General features: G+C 62.1%; 14 protein-coding genes. 3 read left to right on the top strand and 11 right to left on the bottom strand.

The window, feature by feature from the left end:
* Positions 1–10: 10 nt before the first annotated feature.
* Positions 11–2215 carry a polysaccharide biosynthesis tyrosine autokinase gene (locus L0U84_RS03135; RefSeq protein WP_233847660.1) on the bottom strand — a complete coding sequence of 735 codons (2205 nt, stop codon included), beginning with the start codon at positions 2213–2215 and terminating at the stop codon, positions 11–13.
* Positions 2216–2407: 192 nt separating this feature from the next.
* Here L0U84_RS03135 and L0U84_RS03130 point away from each other — a divergent pair, with 192 nt between their 5' ends.
* The gene (locus L0U84_RS03130) at positions 2408–3712 is read left to right on the top strand and encodes a hypothetical protein (protein WP_233847656.1); all 1305 of its coding nucleotides are present in this window, start codon (positions 2408–2410) and stop codon (positions 3710–3712) included.
* On the opposite strand, the gene gmhB is transcribed toward L0U84_RS03130, so the two are convergent.
* From gmhB to L0U84_RS03100, 6 genes are all read right to left on the bottom strand, one after another.
* Positions 3690–4307, bottom strand: a complete 618-nt coding sequence (gene gmhB / locus L0U84_RS03125; protein ID WP_233847654.1) for a D-glycero-beta-D-manno-heptose 1,7-bisphosphate 7-phosphatase — start codon at positions 4305–4307, stop codon at positions 3690–3692. The genes L0U84_RS03130 and gmhB overlap by 23 nt on opposite strands.
* A complete protein-coding gene (locus L0U84_RS03120; protein ID WP_233847653.1) occupies positions 4297–5034 on the bottom strand; it encodes a nucleotidyltransferase family protein in 738 nt (245 codons plus the stop codon). Before L0U84_RS03120 ends, gmhB begins: the two co-directional genes overlap by 11 nt.
* The gene (locus L0U84_RS03115; RefSeq protein ID WP_442794023.1) at positions 5031–5630 is read right to left on the bottom strand and encodes a D-sedoheptulose 7-phosphate isomerase; all 600 of its coding nucleotides are present in this window, start codon (positions 5628–5630) and stop codon (positions 5031–5033) included. The genes L0U84_RS03120 and L0U84_RS03115 overlap by 4 nt, the downstream gene beginning before the upstream one ends.
* The gene (locus L0U84_RS03110; protein ID WP_233847652.1) at positions 5615–6649 is read right to left on the bottom strand and encodes a GHMP family kinase ATP-binding protein; all 1035 of its coding nucleotides are present in this window, start codon (positions 6647–6649) and stop codon (positions 5615–5617) included. Before L0U84_RS03110 ends, L0U84_RS03115 begins: the two co-directional genes overlap by 16 nt.
* A 236-nt stretch (positions 6650–6885) precedes the next feature.
* Positions 6886–8022, bottom strand: coding sequence for a DegT/DnrJ/EryC1/StrS family aminotransferase (locus L0U84_RS03105; protein WP_233847651.1), 1137 nt, complete (start codon positions 8020–8022; stop codon positions 6886–6888).
* Positions 8023–8938: 916 nt separating this feature from the next.
* Positions 8939–10498, bottom strand: coding sequence for a methyl-accepting chemotaxis protein (locus tag L0U84_RS03100; RefSeq protein WP_233847650.1), 1560 nt, complete (start codon positions 10496–10498; stop codon positions 8939–8941).
* 406 nt (positions 10499–10904) lie between these two features.
* Here L0U84_RS03100 and L0U84_RS03095 point away from each other — a divergent pair, with 406 nt between their 5' ends.
* On the top strand, positions 10905–12005 hold the full coding sequence (locus L0U84_RS03095; RefSeq protein ID WP_233847648.1) for an MraY family glycosyltransferase: 1101 nt from the start codon (positions 10905–10907) through the stop codon (positions 12003–12005).
* A gap of 276 nt (positions 12006–12281) precedes the next feature.
* Positions 12282–12974, top strand: a complete 693-nt coding sequence (locus tag L0U84_RS03090; RefSeq protein WP_233847647.1) for a phosphatase PAP2 family protein — start codon at positions 12282–12284, stop codon at positions 12972–12974.
* A 68-nt stretch (positions 12975–13042) separates the two neighbouring features.
* On the opposite strand, the gene L0U84_RS03085 is transcribed toward L0U84_RS03090, so the two are convergent.
* The 4 genes from L0U84_RS03085 to L0U84_RS43775 are packed head-to-tail and all read right to left on the bottom strand — an operon-like array spanning position 13043 to position 17094.
* Positions 13043–14923, bottom strand: a complete 1881-nt coding sequence (locus L0U84_RS03085; protein WP_233847641.1) for a polysaccharide biosynthesis protein — start codon at positions 14921–14923, stop codon at positions 13043–13045.
* An 11-nt stretch (positions 14924–14934) separates the two neighbouring features.
* Positions 14935–15957: an MraY family glycosyltransferase gene (locus L0U84_RS03080; protein WP_233847630.1), complete on the bottom strand. Its 1023-nt coding sequence runs from the start codon at positions 15955–15957 to the stop codon at positions 14935–14937.
* A gap of 49 nt (positions 15958–16006) precedes the next feature.
* Positions 16007–16966: a UDP-glucose 4-epimerase family protein gene (locus L0U84_RS03075; RefSeq protein ID WP_233847627.1), complete on the bottom strand. Its 960-nt coding sequence runs from the start codon at positions 16964–16966 to the stop codon at positions 16007–16009.
* Complete coding sequence (locus L0U84_RS43775; protein ID WP_267939424.1) at positions 16963–17094, bottom strand: hypothetical protein; 132 nt, start codon at positions 17092–17094, stop codon at positions 16963–16965. Before L0U84_RS43775 ends, L0U84_RS03075 begins: the two co-directional genes overlap by 4 nt.
* Between the last annotated feature and the right edge of the window lie 108 nt (positions 17095–17202).

Here is a 17202-nt window from a genome sequence, read left to right as displayed (position 1 = left end):
TCGACGCTATTCAGTCCTGAGCGGACATGTACCGGTAAGCATTCGAGTAATAGCCGTAACGCAGCGGTGAAGGTGCGAAGCCGTTGTACACGAGGCCGTCCACGGCCGTGCCGACCTTGGCAAGCCTCGACATCGATTCGGCGACTTCCGCATAGCTCACTTCCCCTTGCCGCGCGACGAACAGCGTCATGTCCGCGAATCTCGACACGGCGGCCGCATCGAGTACCGGAAGAACCGGCGGAGAATCGACGATGACGACGTCATATTCCTCACGCAAAGTCGCCATCAGCGGCCCGAAGTTGTCGCCGCGCAACAGCTTGGCGGCATGCTTCGTCTTCTTGCCCGCCGGCATCGCGTGGAAATTGTCGGTCGGCTTGCTGATGACCTCGGACGAATCGAACGTACCGTCGAGAACCCCGGACAACCCATTGGTGGTATCGCCTGACAGATAGCGGTGGACCCTGGATCGGCGCATATCCGCATCGAGCAGCAAGGTCTTGAGCCCCTTTTCGGCCAGCAAATAAGCAAGGTTGGCCGAAATCAACGATTTCCCCTGGTTGGGCACCGCAGATGTGATCAGCACAACCTTGCCATCCGGTTTCTCCGCAAGCGAGCATTGCACCGCCAGCGCAAGACTTTCCATCGCTTCGACAATCGGCGTTTCGCTTTCCTCTGCGCTGATGAGGAACGTATGTTCCGGCTTGCCTGCAGCGATTTTCTGGGCCGGCGAAATCGGAAGCACGCCGAGCGTATCGATACCGACCACTGTTTCGAGTCTCTTCGGGTCACGAATCCGGCCAGCGCCGAGCGACTTCAGCTGCGTCGCAATGAGGCCGAACAGCGCGCCCGCCAGGCCGCCAATAGCCAGTGCGAGAATCGCGTTCGGACGACCCGGCTTTTCCGCGACCTCCGCGTAGTCCACGATCGACGCATTGCCGCCACTGCCCGCCGTCGCGATCTGCAACTGTTGTGCATTGTTCATCAGACCCACATACAGCTGATTCTCGACATCGACATCGCGTGAGAGCCGCAGGTATTCCTGCTGCAAGCCCGGCAGTTGCGCGATCCGGTCGGATAGCTGATGCGATGCGAGATCCAGTTGCTTGAGCTTGCCCAGTACCGCGTCGAGCGGCGCCTGGCCGAGCTGGTACTTGGACCGCATGTCCTGGTAAGCCAGGTTGGTTTCCAGTCTGGCCTTCTCGATCGTTGCGGACCGATCGAGCAACTCCTTGATTTCGCCGCCCACATCGATGGTGCCTGCCCGCAGGCGAAACGCGTTGAGCGCGTCTTCCGCTTTTTGCAGTCGCGCCCGTACGATCGGCATCTGCGAGTTGAGGAAGCTCAAGCTCCGTTCCGACTCCTGGGCGCGGCGTGTGACGTTGTTCTTCAGATACGCATCAGCAATCGCGTTGACGAGGCGTGCCGCATAGAACGGGTTGTCACCGCTGTATTGCAGCTCGAACACGCCCGATTCCCGCTTGGTCTCGGCCACGTTGAGCTTCTTGATGATCAGGTCGACGGTCGACTGCGTCGAGTGCCTGACGAGGCCGAATTCGGTGCCCGGACGCGCCACCACCGCCTTGACGAGGAGCCGATAGTCACCCGACGCGGCGAGCTCGCCGACCTTGCCGCTCAGCACCTCGTTGCCGGTGCGATCGTGCAACGTCCATTTGCCATCGCCGTCGTAGACGAGCTTGTGCGGCTTGCCCGTCTGAATCGCGGGAACATCGAACGAGCCGATCGTCAGATTTTCGCCACCCCATGCCCAGTGCGTCATGTCGAGGGGCGCGCTGGCGAGTCCGTCGGGTTCCCGCGGCAGCACCGTGGCGAGCCAGCGGCCCACGATCGGGAAAGTGTTCTTGACCGTGATGGACGTCTGGGCGGCCGCTGCTTCGACCGCCTCGGTGACGACCGTGCGCGAGCGCGCGACGTCGATCTCGCCGAGAATCGGTGAGCCGTTGACGTCGAGCGCGCGAGTCACCGTGGACAAAGAGCCCAACGCACTGCTTTTCTTGTCTTCAATCTGGATGAAGGCGTTTGCCGAATACATCGGGGAGGCAAACAGCACATAGACGCATCCCAGCAGAAGTCCGGACAAAAGCACGGAAAGGAACAGGTAGCGATAAGTCAGAACATTTTCGAGCACGTCGAACACCGAGAGTGCCGACACGTTCTGGACAGCGGGGCTTCGCTCGCGACCGACATCGTTAGGCATATGCAAACTCCAATGATTGAAACGCTGTGCCGCTGCCGGGCAGGCTCCGTTTGGCGGTGCTCGGGGACACCGACGCTTATGCGCCTATACGTCCAAAAGATAAAACAGACATTAACAAGCCTTATTCGACCGAGATGCCAAGGGTCCGCGAATAACTCATAAAATGCAGACTTTCTGTCCAGACTATCAGTCATGACAACAGGTAAACGGATACTGCCCGCGTTAACCCTCTGCCTCAGTGCGCTACCCCTCACTGCACCTTGTGAAGAGCCACCCGCCAACCTGGCGCCGCCAAACACTTCGGCAAGTCATACTTTTGCAGCGACCCGCAACGGTAATCTCGGCGGGTCGACCTCCGTTTCCGACGTCAATATTCATACGTTGCTTTATCCGGGGAACACGACCAAAGTCCTTGCGCACTATTTACCGTGGTGGTTCGATCCGGAATCGCGCGGCGTCGTGGTCGGCTATCGTTCGGACGATCCGGCCCAGGCGTTGCGCACGTTCAAGGACATGCATGCGCGCGGCGTCGATGGCGTGATCGTCGACTGGTACGGTGAGAAGGATGGCAACGGCCAGCCCGAGCCCATCGATGTCGCGTGGCGCAAGTCGATGCCAGAACTGGCCAAATTTCCCGATATGTCGTTCTCGATCATGGTCGACGCCGGCACCTACAACTTCAATCATTGCAAGGGCTGCGACGTCACCCAGACGGTCATTTCCCAACTCGACTATCTGTCGCGCACCTATTTTTCTTCCCCGCAATACCTGAGATATGACGGCCATCCGGTGGTGTACGAATTTGGCCTCGACTGGTCCGGTAAGGTCGACTGGTCACGCATTCAGGCAGCGCATCGCGACATCTCCTGGGTTCACATCCACAAGCAGGGCTTTGACCGCGACTATAGTGCTGGCGCCTTTGTCTGGGTCAGCTCTGGCTTTGCGAGGCAAAAGCCCAAGGTCGCCAATCTCTCCGAGCTAAAGGAGTTCTATCGATATGCGCGCACGGAGCCAACGAAGATAGCAACCGGCGGCGTGTTCAAGGGTTTCGACGACCTGCTTGCCGCGTGGGCGAAGCCCAATGAGAAACATTACATGCCGCAATCTTGTGGCGATACCTGGCTGCAAACCTTCGATGTCATCAACCAGAACTACAGCGCAGCACGCCAGCTGCCATTCCTCCAACTCATTACCTGGAACGACTACGAAGAAGGCACGGCGCTCGAATCCGGAATCGATAACTGCGTGACGTTGCAGACACGTCTTTCCGGCAATGCGCTGGGCCTCACGCTATCGCATGCCGAGACGGTCGATCATCTCGAGCTTTATCAATCGTTAGCGGGCGACAAATTTCGTCTGATCAACCGGTACGCGCCGGCGACCGCCACGATCGCGCTACCGGCAGGCACCTCGGGCACTTTTTACGTCAAGGCGGTGGGCAAACCGTTCTTCAAAAACGTTGTTTCAGCCCCCATCACGGTCGGACGGAAGGACTGAGATCGGCAATGACGTCCGACTGAGGCTGCGGCTCGCGCAGCCGACACTGCCCGAACCATCCGAGCAGTTCCGACAGACTGTCGATGCGCGAGCCCGGCGATTCGGTGAGTTCGAGATCGCACTCGCCCGCCGGCGCGAGCAGGAAACGATGCGCGACCCCGGCCCGCGCCGCGGCAAGCAGGTCCGACGGCTTATCGCCGATCATCAATGAGCCTTCCATGTCCAGATCGAGGTCCGCGCGCGCCTGCAAGAACATACCGGGTTGCGGCTTGCGGCAAGCGCAGGCCTGTCGGTACTCTCCAAGGCCGAACTCCGGATGGTGCGGACAGTAGTAGACCCGGTCGATCCGCGCACCTCTGCTCTGAAATTCGCCGAGCATCCAGTCGGTGAATGCCTGGAACTGAGCGACCGTGAAATAACCGCGCCCGATGCCCGCCTGGTTGGTGACGAGAACCACCGGCCAGCCGGCGTGATTCGCCGCTCTGACGAGTTCGAAGATTCCCTCGACGAATACGCATTGGCTCGGCTCGTGCAGGTATCCGGTATCGATGTTGACGACGCCGTCCCTATCGATGAACAGCGCTTTACGAGTCATGAGCGGATTGCTCACACATAAGCGGCACGAGTTGCTGGGCTCGCGCATAGTCCGACGGAATGCCGATATCGATGAACTCGGTGATCGCAGGAAAGACCCGGATGTCGAGCGTGCTGACCTGGCGGCGCAGGAAATCGTCTTCGAATGAAAATCGTTCCGGCAGGTCGAATCGGAGCAAGCGGGCTGCATCGACCGCGTATATGCCGGCATTGATAAAACCCGGCGCCTCCACCGGCCGCTTTTCTTCGAATGCGATCAGGCGCTTCGTACCGGCGTCGAATTCGAGCGCTCCATACCGCGACGCATCCGGCACGTTCGTTGCGGCGATCGCCAGGTCGGCACCCGCGGCGTTGAAAAAGTCGGTGAAGCCGGACAGGTCCAGATCAGTGATCGTATCGCCGTTCAGCACGATCATCCGCGGTGCGCCGCAGGTGCGCAGCGCATGCATGATCGCGCCGCCCGTACCGAGCGGCTTGTCCTCTTCGATGACGGTCACGGACAGCCCCAGCGACTGCCGTGCCAGCCAACCCGTGATCTCGCCACATCCGTAACCCAGCGACAGCACGACGTCCGTCACGCGCTGATGCTCCAGCCAGCGCAGCATCCACGCGAGAAACGGCTGGCCATCGACGCTCGCCATCGCCTTGGGAAGGCCTTCGCCGAGAACCGGCCGTAATCGCGTACCGAGACCGCCCGCCAGGATCATGCACGGAAGCATCTTGCTCATGATGCAAAGATGTTCTCTTCCACGATGCCGCACACGATATGGCCGCACACCAGATGGCCCTCCTGAATCTTCGGCGTGGACGTGGACGGAATCTCGATGCACAGATCGGTGCGCTCCCGCATTGCCGCCACACCTTCCGGATGACTGCCAGTGAAGCCGACGCTGAACATTTCGAGTTTCCTCGCGACCTCGAGGGCGCGCAGAATGTTCGGCGAGCGGCCGGAGGTCGAGTAGGCCCAGAAAATGTCGCCGCGGCGGCCCACCGCTTCGAGTTGCCGCGCAAACAGCTTTTCATAGCCGTAGTCGTTGCCGATTGCCGTCATCACGGAGGTATCGACGGTCAGCGCGAATGCCGCCAATCCCGGCCGGTCGAAGTTGAACCGACTGACGAATTCTCCGGCGATATGCTGCGCGTCGGCCGCACTGCCGCCGTTGCCGGCCAGCAAGACCTTGTTACCGGCGCGCAGCGCTTTGGTGACCTGCCGCGCCAATGCCTCGACCTGTTCGATCACCTGGGGGCTACCTGCAAGCGCGCTCAGAACCGCGACTGTTTTTTCGATTTCGTTGGTGACGGAAATGCTCACGATATTCTCCAGGACTGGGCACCAATGTCGGTAAACGTGCAGGACATGACCTGACCTTCACGGCCAGCCAGCGCGCGGCTCACAGCCGGGCGGTCGATCGGGTCGACGAAAAACATCATGAAGCCGCCGCCTCCCGCGCCGGAAACCTTGCCGGCTTTCGCACCCGCGTTGGTCGCGACCCGCCACAACTCGTCGATCGACGGATTGGAAATGCCTTTGGCCATGCGCTTCTTCGATTCCCACGAATCTCTCATCGAGGCGGCGATGCCGGCAAAGTCCGCGCGCAAAACAGCTTCCTTCATTCTTGTCGCCTCAACCTTGACTTCGTGAAGCGCTGCAAGCGGATCCGTGTGGTTTTCCACCACATTGTTGCTCTGCTCCTTGATGATATTGGCCGACTCGCGCGAGACCCCGGTGTAGAACAGCACGAGCGACGCTTCGAGCTCGGCCTTCGTGTCCTGCTTGATTCGCAGAGGATTCACGATGACCTTGTCGCCGTAAAACTCCATGAAGTTCAGGCCGCCGAAGGTCGCCGCATACTGGTCCTGCTTGCCGCCCGCGAGCGCAAGATCGATCCGTTCAATGTCGTGAGCGAGTTTTGCCACATCGTATTCGCCAAGCGGCAGCGAAAGCAGCTCACAAAATGCCTGCACGAGCGCCACGACCACGGTCGACGATGAGCCCAATCCGGATCCCGGAGGCGCCTCGGAAAAGGTGGTGATCGATACGGCGAGAGGATGACCGCCGTTGAATTGCCTGACGATCCGGTTGTAGACGCCGACATGCAAACCAAGGCCGTTGATCGGCGGGAGCTCGGGCGAGATCTCCCCAGTCCAGCGCACCTGTGTATCCGCAGCGGTCAGCTCGATCTTGCCGTCATCGCGTGGCACGATCGACGCGTAAGCGAACCGGTCGATCGTGACGTTGAGCGTGAGTCCGCCGAAACGATCGGAGTATGGGGAGACATCGGTTCCGCCGCCGGCCAGTCCAAGCCGCAGGGGAGCGCGGGAGCGGGCGATAAAGTGCGTCATGATTTGTCCTTTCTCGGCGATGCAACGCCATGTCAGGCTGTTTGAACAGACAGCGATTCGGTCCGTAATCTATTGATAGGCGTAAGGAATCTTCGACAGTCTCCGTGCACCAATCGCTTTTTTCCGTCGACTACTAACGGCAAGCAAACCTACGAAACCACACCGCAACCAACTGCATCAGTACTACGAATTTATCGATGCAGCCTTTCCTCCACTGCAATGGCTGCAATCGGCCTTCAGGCTTTTGTTTCCAGCAAAGGCTCCTTGTTCGATTCCTGTCGGGCGAGGAACTCACGCACGCGTTCGCAGATGAACGCGATGTCATCGCGCATCAGTGCCGGGTAGCTCGGCAAGTTGATGCCTCGGCTGGCGATCTCGTCGGCCACCGGAAAATGCTGACCGGGCGCCGCATACATCTTCATCTGATGAACAGGGTAAAAAAGCGGACGGGTTTCGATACCGTCTTGCAGGAGTGCTGTGCGCAACGGGTCACGCTGGCTCGCGTCCTCGACGAGGATCGACACCATCCAGTAACTATGTAGCGTTCGCGGATGAGTGCTGTGCACCTGCAACGGCAAGCCGGCAAGGCTCTGCCGATACCATTCGGCGATTTGCTGCTTCTTCGCGATGAGGTCGTCGACGGACTCCATCTGCGCGCAGCCGATTGCCGCGGCCAGATTCGTCATCCGATAGTTGAAGCCGATTGCGTCGTGCCAGTACTCGCGCTCGCTGCTCACGCCCTGGCTGCGCAGATGCCGGATCTTCCGGTCAAGTTCGGCGTCGTTGGTGACCACCATGCCGCCTTCGCCGGTCGTGATCGTCTTGTTGCCGAAAAAGCTGAAGCAGCCGATATCGCCGAACGTGCCCACGTTTGCGCCGTCGAATCGCGTACCGATTGCTTCGGCACAGTCTTCGATCACATACAACGAGTGCTTTTTCGCCAAGGCCATGACCGCTTCCATGTCAGTCGCCTGACCATAGAGATGCACGGCCATGATGGCCTTGGTCTTGCTGGTGATCTTGCGCTCGGCATCTTCTATGTCGATCTGCCAGTACTCGCGCTCACTGTCGACGAACACCACATCTGCGCCGGTGTACTTCACGGCATTCGCGGATGCAATATAGGTCAGGGTCGGAACCAGTACTTCGTCGCCCGGGCCAATGCCCAATGCGGCGAGTGCGACGTGCAGCGCGACCGTGCCATTGCTGACCGTGATCGCATGCCGCGCGCCCAGCCAGGCTGCAAACGATTCCTCGAACTGGCCTACGTACTTGCCCTTCGAGGAAATCCACGTCGATTCCAGACAGTCCATGACCAAATTCTTCTCGCGACCGTTGAGGTACGGGGCATAGACGGGGTATCTAAGGTTCATAGTCGCTTCCTGTTGTCATACGACCGGACTAACGATATGAAGAAATGTTGGAGCGGCGAATCCTTTGCGGATTACTGCCGCTCGCTTTCAACGCCCGCCGCCCGGTCGCTTTGGACTGTGGGTGCCGCCCCTATCGTCAAGGACTTGCGTCCTGGTTCTCTTGTTTGCTGCGGCGAGTTGGAAGATCGGTCGCGAGGGTATGCTCTTATGTGGCGTACGCGCGCACCGATTGGTCAACCTTGTGCAGGAAATAGGGGTTCTTCGTTTTAACCGTGAGACCTAGCTTAGGGTCCGAGGCCCGCGCCATCCGTGCGTTGCACAACACAACACGCGCTACCGCGGCCGGCCAGACTCGCGCTGACGCAGCGACCGCATGAAGTTGGAAGGCAGAGATGTGCCTGTGTTTTGCCGACGGCGGCTGGCGATGGCCGAATCGACCTGATGCTGCTCAGACGTTCAACGCAGAGCGAGCGGAATTGGCCGAAGACGCATGGTTGAGGTTCGGTTTTTTCTCGGCGAGACGAACGCTCCCGCAATGGAAGCGCTGTCACTCCAGAAGAATGGCAAGGATTGCCGGACGAGCCTGTGGCAAATGAACGGCATGCGCAATGAGCGGACACAACAAGTCACGCGGTCTCTTCTGCGTGACCGGAACGCAAGCCCCGTCTCACGAAGATCTCTTTTATTTTTCGCTGACGATGCGTGGATGGGCCCGTCTTACTCCAGCCTCAATCTCGGCAAAACTTACCGGCTGCTGGACTGCCTCGTGACGTATCACGCGGATAGATGCATTTAGTCTTTAGGCCGCCCGCACCAGCAGTCGGGCGGCACTATTTGCTGCGGTCGATCGATTCTCCGTCTTTAGCTGCGATGTCCTTTTCGCAGCGGCCCAATGGCGCGCTAACAATCGTCCGGGCTATGCCGCTTGCGCGTCGAGCCGAAAGACCGACACTGCGTCGCGCAATGCCACCGCATGCTGTTCAAGCGACTTCGCCGCGGCCGCCGCCTGCTCCACGAGCGCCGCGTTGTGCTGCGTAACCTCGTCGATCTGCGACACCGCCTTGTTGACCTGCTCGATGCCGTCGCTCTGTTCGAGTGCGGACGCCTCGATCTCGCTCATCACGCCGGTCACGCGCTCGACAGCCTTCATCGCCTCCTGAATCGTCTTCTGCGCATCCGACACCAGCGACGAGCCCTCGTCGACCTTCGCCGCCGATTCGCCGATCAACTCCTTGATCTCCTTGGCCGCCGCGCCCGAGCGTTGCGCGAGGCTGCGCACTTCCGAGGCGACCACCGCGAAGCCGCGGCCCTGCTCGCCCGCGCGCGCCGCTTCGACGGCCGCGTTCAGCGCGAGGATGTTGGTCTGAAACGCGATCCCTTCGATCATGCCGATGATCTCCGTGACCTTGCGCGACGACTCGCTGATGCCGTCCATCGTCTCCGTCACGCGCGACACCACCTGGCCGCCGCGGGTCACCGTATCGAGCGCGCCGTGCGCAAGGCGGTTCGCCTGCTTCGCGTTGTCGGCGTTCTGCTTCACGGTCGCCGACAGCTGCTCCATGCTCGCCGCGGTCTCCTGCAGCGCGGCCGCCTGCTGCTCGGTGCGTGCCGACAGGTCGGCATTGCCCGACGCGATCTCGTTCGCGCCCTGGGTGATCGCGCTCGTGCTGCCGCGCACCTTGCCGACCGTTTCGACGAGGCCGTCGCGCATGCGCGTCAGCGCGCCGAGCAGCTGGCCCATCTCGTTGCGCGACTTCACCTTGATCGCGACGCTCAGATCGCCGGCCGCGATGCGCTCGAAGTGCTTGACCGTCGCGTTGACCGGCTTGATCAGCGCCGACGACAACGCGACGCGCGCGCCCACGGCGATCACCAGCGCGATCACCGCGATCGCGCCGAACAGCGTCGTCGCGAGCTGGAAGCGTCGCGCGCCGGTCGCGGCCTGCTGATGCTGACTGTCCATCTGCGCTTTTTCGAGCGCGTCGATCGCTTTCGAGTAGGACGCGTACAGGCTATTCGCGGTCTCGCCCTGGATGTTGCGGAAGGTGTTGAAGTCGAAGTCGGTCAGTGCCTTGAATTCCGGCTCGATCGCCTTGTCGACGAGCCCCGTGCGCGCGTCGCCGACGCTCTGCGCGAGCTTGCGCTCGGCGTCGCTCTCGAACGGGCCGGCCATGTAGTTGCGGAAGTCGTTGTTCGATTCGACCAGCACCTTGTGAGCGGCCGGCAACAGATCGTCGGTCTGCTTGCCGACGCTGAACAGCGTCTGATAGGTGCCCAATGCGAGCTGCACCTGCAGAAGCTTCTCGGAGCTCGCCTTCAGATGCGACAGCGCGACGGCACTGCGCTGCGTGTCGTCGAGGCTGTCGTTGGCGAGCTTCAGCGCGCCGTAACCGACGGCGATCACCGTCAGAAGGAAAGCGACGAATACGCTGATCACGAGCGTCAGTCCGCCACGAATGGTGATGTTATTTAGCATTGGGTCTCCGGAACGTCTGGTCTGGCTGCGACGATACAAGTGCGAGCCGCACGCGCTGACGAACCCGCGCTCACCGAAGCCGTCAACGGCCGCCGCCGGGCGCGAAGGCTCGACGGCGGCTGGCAACGAATTGATTCGGCGCTTGATACAGCGGATCGTTTCGCGGATCGCTCCGCGCAGTTGCGCGCGACTTACACTTCGTCGCATCCAGGTTTACGGTCGTAACGCGCGCGCGCCGCATAGGGGGAATCCATGAGGAGCGAGCGCTGACGGCCCTCAGCGGCCGATCCACGCATCACTATCTGGGATTTCCAGGGCCGCGCATCAGCACTTCGGCGCCTTGGCGCGCGCCGGACGCCGCGCGTTTCGTTTGTATAATTCCGGGTCTTCGCTCAGGCCCACTTTCATGCTCAGTTTTGCGCTCGGTTTTCTCGTCTCCCTGCTGATCACGTTGTTGATCGTGCGTTATGCGCATCTGCATGAAAAATTCTCGACTGATACGGATCTGGCCGGCGTGCAGAAATTTCACGTGCGTCCGGTGCCGCGTATCGGCGGGACCGGAATTCTGATCGGGCTGATCGTCTCCGCGGTGCAATTGCATCGCGCGTATCCGGCCGTGTCGGGCGGCATTCTCGGGCTGATCGCGTGCGGCATGCCGGCGTTCGGCTCGGGGCTGGTCGAGGATCTGACCAAGCGCGTGTCGCCGCTCGCACGCCTCATTTGCACGATGGCGGCCGCCGCGCTCGCGTGGTTCTTTCTCGACATCGCGGTCACGCGCATCAGCGTGCCGCCGCTCGACTTTCTGCTGTCATATGCGGCGATCTCGTTCATGGTCACGGTGCTCGCGGTCGCGGCGCTCGCCAACGCGATCAATATCATCGATGGCTTCAACGGCCTCGCGTCAATGGTCGCGTTCATGATGTTCGCGTCGCTCGCATACGTCGCATTCCAGGTGCACGACCCGGTCGTGCTGTCCGCGTCGTTCATGATGATGGGCGCGGTGCTCGGCTTCTTCATCTGGAACTTCCCGGCCGGGCTGATCTTTCTCGGCGACGGCGGCGCGTACTTCATCGGCTTCATGCTCGCCGAGCTGTCGATCCTGCTCGTGATGCGCAACCGCGACGTGTCCGCATGGTATCCGGTGCTGCTCTTCATGTACCCGATCTTCGAAACGTGCTTCTCGATCTACCGCAAGAAGTTCATTCGCGGCATGTCGCCGGGCATCCCGGACGGCGTGCATCTGCATATGCTGGTCTACAAGCGGCTGATGCGCTGGGCAGTCGGCGCGCGCACCGCGCGCGAGCTGACGCGGCGCAATTCGCTGACGTCGCCATACCTGTGGCTGCTGTGTCTGATCGCGGTGGTGCCGGCGACGCTCTTCTGGCGCCACACGCTGCACCTGTTCTGCTTCGTGGTGGTGTTCGCGACGACCTATGTCTGGCTTTATGTAAGCATCGTGCGCTTCAAGTCGCCGAGATGGATGGTGGTGAGGAAGGTGAAGCGGTAGTGCGGCGGACCCGCGCGTTTTTAGCGCGGGACACAGCGATTCGCCATCAAGCTATCACGCCGCAATAATCGAAGTTGAAAGACTATCGGCTTTTTTGAAAGGCGGCGGTCTTTTATTGAAAGCCGGAATTAAAACTCACAGATATAAATTGCCCGTCGATAACCAATTACAAGATCGCGCGGTAAAAAATGCTGTGCGGAAACAAACATAGAAAATGCAGCAAATCTTTCGGGTTATGTTAACCTTCATCGACTAACTCATTTTCATTACAAAATAATGAACAGATTTGATTCTTCCATCGAAACATATCTGTCCGGCATACACTACGGTCATTTTGCGACCCAATCGATCGAGGTCATCGCCGACCTGTACTCCTTCAAGGGCCTCCTGCTGATTCCTGTGTTGTGCTGGATCTGGTTTCAGCCGCACGAGCGCCTCCAATGGCGACGGGAGATTGTTCTCTCCACGCTGGTTAGCGGCCTCGTGGCGCTCTTCGTGGGCAGACTGTTGACCCACGTGTTGCCGTTCAGGGTGCGCCCCATCTTTAACACTGAATTGCATCTGCAGTTTCCAGCTGGCGCGACCAACGATGCGCAGCTGTCGAGCTGGAGTTCCTTCCCGAGCGACCACGCGATGCTCTGGATGGCGATCGCCACCGGCATATTCCTGGTGTGGCGGGGCATCGGTTTACTGGCGATGATCTATACCGCGCTCGTCATTTGTCTTCCGCGCGCCTGGCTCGGTTTTCACTATCCGACCGATTTGCTGGCGGGCGCCGCGGTGGGAGTGGTGATTACCCTGGTAATGACGCGAGACGCGGTCCGCGCGCGCTACGCAACTCCGATGCTGCGATGGATCGAACGCTATCCGGGGCCTTCAGCGACCGTGGCCTTCATAGTGTGCATCCAGCTCGTCACGCAGTTCGACGAACTGCGCAAGGTGGCGGGCGGTCTGCTCAAACATCTATAGAGCGCGCGTGGCGGGCGTAGGCCGGTTGAACGACCCGGCGAGCCCCCTGAGCGGCGGAGAAATCCCTCTTAAGAAGCCTTCGTCGCCGGCATCACGCTGCGCAGCGTAGTGGCCGTCGCCGGCAGATACTCCGGCACCCAGCGCCGCAGATCGCGCCGCACTTCGTCGTCGGCCGGCACGCGATGCTGCATCAGCCACGGCAGCAGGTTGTCGATCAGGCTGTCCGGCACTTCGCGAGCCTGCGCGATCCGCAGCTTCGAGTGCGGCGTACGCGTAGTCGTTTCGTCGTCCGCGAGCAGTTCCTCGTAGAGCTTCTCGCCCGGGCGCAGGCCCGTGAACACGACGCGAATCTGCTCCTCGGTGAAGCCGTACAGGCGGATCAGATCGTGAGCCAGATCGGCGATCCGCACCGGCTTGCCCATGTCGAGAATGAAGATCTCGCCGCCGCGCCCCATGCTCGACGCCTGCAACACGAGTTGCGAAGCCTCCGGAATCGTCATGAAGAAACGCGTGATCTCAGGATGCGTGACCGTCACCGGGCCGCCGCGCGCGATCTGTTCCTGGAACTTCGGAATCACGCTGCCCGCGCTGCCAAGCACGTTGCCGAAGCGCACCGTCTCGAACTGCGTGCGTCGCGCGCCCTGCTGCTGCAGCGCCGAGCACGCCATCTCCGCGAGCCGCTTGCTCGCGCCCATCACGTTGGTCGGGTTGACGGCCTTGTCGGTCGAGATCAGCACGAAATGCGCGACGTCGTGGCGAATCGCCGAGCGCGCGACACGGTAGGTGCCGAGCACGTTGTTGCGCACCGCTTGCCACGTGTTGACCTCTTCCATCAACGGCACGTGCTTGTAAGCCGCCGCATGAAACACGATGTGCGGACAGTAGCGCGCCATCACCTGATCGAGCAGCAGCGAGTCCTTCACGTCGCCGATGATCGGCACCACCGACACTTCCGGATACTTGTCGCGCAGCTCTTCGTTCAGGCGATAGATCGAAAACTCGGAGATGTCGAACGCGACCAGTTGCACCGGCCCGAAGCGCAGGATCTGCCGGCACAGCTCCGAGCCGATCGAGCCGCCCGCGCCCGTCACCATCACGACGCGGTTTTTCAGCAGCGCGGCGACATGCTCGGTGTCGATCGTCACCGGGTCGCGGCCGAGCAGGTCTTCGAGATCGATCTGCCGCACCCGCGACAGGAACGCCTGGCCTTGTGTGAGCGGCGTCAGCGCGGGCAGCGTCATTGCGCGTACGCCGGCGCGCACGCACAGCGTGGCGATGCGCCGGTGCGCTTCCACCGACGCCGACGGCACCGCGATGATCACATGCTCGACCTTCAGCTCCGTGCAGATTTTCTGCAGATCGCTGATCGCGCCGACCACGCGATAGCCGTAGATTTCGCGGCCCTGCTTGATCGGATCGTCATCGAGCAAACCCACGAGGCGCCATTGGCCCGAACGCTTCAACTCGCGCACGAGGTTCGCGCCGGCATTGCCCGCGCCGAGCACGAGCACCGGCTTGCCCTGGCCGACGAGACCGCCGTAGCGATAGAACTCCTTGGCCGCGCGATACAGCGCGCGTGAGCCGCCCATCGTCAGGAACAGCAGCATCGGCGACACGATCAGCACCGAGCGCGGCACCACCGGCGCCGGCTGCAACAGCGCCGAGCCGATCACGACGACGAGCGCGCCGACGCCGATCGCCTTCGCGATCCGTACGAGGTCGGGCAGGCTCGCGAACACCCACATGCCGCGATAGAGGCCGTAGCTGCGGAACATCACGGCGTAGATCAGCAGCACCCAGACGAGTGCATGCAGCCCGCTCGACCAGAACGGCGCGGGCACCGGCCCATTGAACCGGATCACGTAGGCCAGCATCCAGGCCATGGCCACCGCGCACAGGTCGAACGCAAACGCACTGAACGAAAGCCATCTGGCTTTGAAGCTTTTCATTGCGCAGAACCTCAGATTGGCCCGGAACGGGACACATGGCGCCGCCAGCGGCGATCAATACACAGCCCTGCGATGACCAGCACGGCAGCCCATGCGACGACGACCAGCCATTGATACAGAAGAGCGAATTGTAGCGCCCAGATAGCAAGCATTATGCCCGCCGCCATGAACAAATACCAAATCCACGCGGTCGATGCGTGCCCCAAACCCGACTGCACCAGTCTTTGATAGTAGTGTTCGCGATGCGCCTGCCAAAATTTTTCGCCGCGCAGCAGGCGCTTGAGCAGCGTGACCGACGCATCGCCGATGAACGGCGCGAAGCACAGCGCCGGAAACCACACCGGCCAGACGCCCTCGCGCCAGCCCCAGTAGCCGAGCGCGCCGGCGAGGAAGCCGAGCGGGATCGAGCCGGCGTCACCCAGAAAGATGCGCGCCGGGTGAAAGTTGAACAGCAGAAAGCCCGCGGCCGCACCCGCGACGATCAGACTCGCCGTCGCGAGCGCCGGGTCAGCATGCGACGACAGCGAGCCGGCCACCGCATAGCCGCCGAAGCCGAACAACGCCATACCGCCCGCGAGGCCGTCCGAGCCGTCCATGAAGTTGTAAAGATTGACGAGCCACACGAGCAGAACCGCCATGCACGCGAGCGCCCACCACGGCACGTCGGCCGGATAGACGGCGATGAGCGCCGCCACCGCCGCCGCGTGGCCGCCGAAGCGCACGCGCGCGGGCAGGCCGCGGCGATCGTCGATCTGCGACAGCGCCGCTAGCAGCGCCGCGGCAAGCGCGGGCAGCCACAGCGACGGCGCCGCGAGCGCGATCAGCAGCACCGCGACCGGCACGATGCCCCAGCCGCCGACGCGCGGCGTCGGGCGCGTGTGCAGCGAGCGGTCGTTGGGGATATCGGTGGCGAGCCGCCACGCGAGGCCGGTGCGCAACAGCGTCCAAAGGATCGCCGCGCAGGCGGCGAGCGCGGCGGCGCCCCACGGCAGCAAAGAGATGATGGAAGAGGCGGAATGTGAAGCGAGCGGCATCGATGGCGTTAGCGGTTCAGGTCGGAGTCAGGGCGGGTTCAATGCGTGGTCAATGCGTAGAGCGATACCACGCCGCCGTTTCGAGCAGCCCATGCTCGACCGTATGCGGTGGATACCAGTTCAGGCACTCGCGGATATGCGAGCCGTCGACGCACAGCTCGCCGATCAACCGGTCGATCTGCGCCGAACGGCCGGTCAGGCGCCCCGCGAGACGCAGCACGCCGGCCGGCACCGGCACGAGCCGCGCGGGCACGTGCAGCTGCGTGGCCAGCAGACGCGCGAGCTCAGGCACGCTGAGGTCGCGGCCGTCGGTCACGTGGAAGGTTTCGCCGGCGGCACGCGGATCGGTCGCGCAATGCACGAGCGCGTCCGCGAGGTTGTCGACGAACACGAGGCTGCGGCGCGCATTGACCGCGCCGAGCGGCAACGGAATGCCTCGCGCGACCGCGTTCATCAGTTGCAGAAAGTTCGCGCGCACGCCCGGCCCGTAGACCAGCGGCGGGCGCACCACGACGACTTCGAGCCCCGTCGAGCGGCCGTAGTCGAACAGCGCGCGCTCGGCTTCCAGTTTCGAGATGCCATAAGCATCGGACGGTGCGGGCTGATCCGTTTCGGCGATCGGCCGGCCGCTGCTCGCCTCGCCCATCGCCTTGATGCTGCTGACGAACACGAAGCGCCGCGCGCCCGCGCGGCGCGCCGCGGCCGCGACGCGCAAGCTGCCCTCGACGTTGGTCGCGCGATAAGCGGCGAGCGGCCCGGTCAAGGTTTCCTGCATCACGTGCACGCGCGCCGCCAGATGAATCACCGCATCGCAAGTGAGCGCGACCGGCCAGCGCTGGTCGATGCCCGCGAAGTCTTCGGTATCGAGCAGCCATTCACGCACGCCCTCGGCGGCCGTCTGCGGCCGGCGCACCGCGCCGGTCACGCGATCGCCCCGCCGCAGCAACGCGCGCGACACCGCCTGGCCGACGAAGCCGTTGGCGCCGGTGACGAGAACTTGCAGACTCATCGCAATGCTCCGTCACGCCCTTCGCGGCGCACGATTTCGCCGACGCCATGCCGCGCGATCCACGCAAACAGCCGATCGTCGTCGGGATTCGACGCGGCCGCAAACGGCGGGAAAGGCGGATCAGACAAGATACAATCTGGCATCGGCGGTGCTTTCTCAGGAAGTCTGGCTGGGAACGTATTGTATTCGGGCGACACCCGTCGCGGCCTGCGAGTCGTAAGGGATGGCATCGGGCC

The sequence above is a fragment of the Paraburkholderia sp. HD33-4 genome (genome assembly GCF_021390635.1).
Classification (GTDB): domain Bacteria; phylum Pseudomonadota; class Gammaproteobacteria; order Burkholderiales; family Burkholderiaceae; genus Paraburkholderia.
Note: the sequence above shows the minus strand (reverse complement) of the source record. Positions and strands in the feature narration are given on the sequence as shown.

Excerpts from the sequence above, each read along its gene's own strand:
- L0U84_RS03135 (WP_233847660.1), bottom strand. The coding sequence starts at position 2,215 with ATGCCTAACGATGTCGGTCGCGAGCGAAGCCCCGCTGTCCAGAACGTG.
- L0U84_RS03130 (WP_233847656.1), top strand. The coding sequence starts at position 2,408 with ATGACAACAGGTAAACGGATACTGCCCGCGTTAACCCTCTGCCTCAGT.
- gmhB (WP_233847654.1), bottom strand. The coding sequence starts at position 4,307 with ATGACTCGTAAAGCGCTGTTCATCGATAGGGACGGCGTCGTCAACATC.
- L0U84_RS03120 (WP_233847653.1), bottom strand. The coding sequence starts at position 5,034 with ATGAGCAAGATGCTTCCGTGCATGATCCTGGCGGGCGGTCTCGGTACG.
- L0U84_RS03110 (WP_233847652.1), bottom strand. The coding sequence starts at position 6,649 with ATGACGCACTTTATCGCCCGCTCCCGCGCTCCCCTGCGGCTTGGACTG.
- L0U84_RS03105 (WP_233847651.1), bottom strand. The coding sequence starts at position 8,022 with ATGAACCTTAGATACCCCGTCTATGCCCCGTACCTCAACGGTCGCGAG.
- L0U84_RS03100 (WP_233847650.1), bottom strand. The coding sequence starts at position 10,498 with ATGCTAAATAACATCACCATTCGTGGCGGACTGACGCTCGTGATCAGC.
- L0U84_RS03095 (WP_233847648.1), top strand. The coding sequence starts at position 10,905 with ATGCTCAGTTTTGCGCTCGGTTTTCTCGTCTCCCTGCTGATCACGTTG.
- L0U84_RS03090 (WP_233847647.1), top strand. The coding sequence starts at position 12,282 with ATGAACAGATTTGATTCTTCCATCGAAACATATCTGTCCGGCATACAC.
- L0U84_RS03085 (WP_233847641.1), bottom strand. The coding sequence starts at position 14,923 with ATGAAAAGCTTCAAAGCCAGATGGCTTTCGTTCAGTGCGTTTGCGTTC.
- L0U84_RS03080 (WP_233847630.1), bottom strand. The coding sequence starts at position 15,957 with ATGCCGCTCGCTTCACATTCCGCCTCTTCCATCATCTCTTTGCTGCCG.
- L0U84_RS03075 (WP_233847627.1), bottom strand. The coding sequence starts at position 16,966 with ATGAGTCTGCAAGTTCTCGTCACCGGCGCCAACGGCTTCGTCGGCCAG.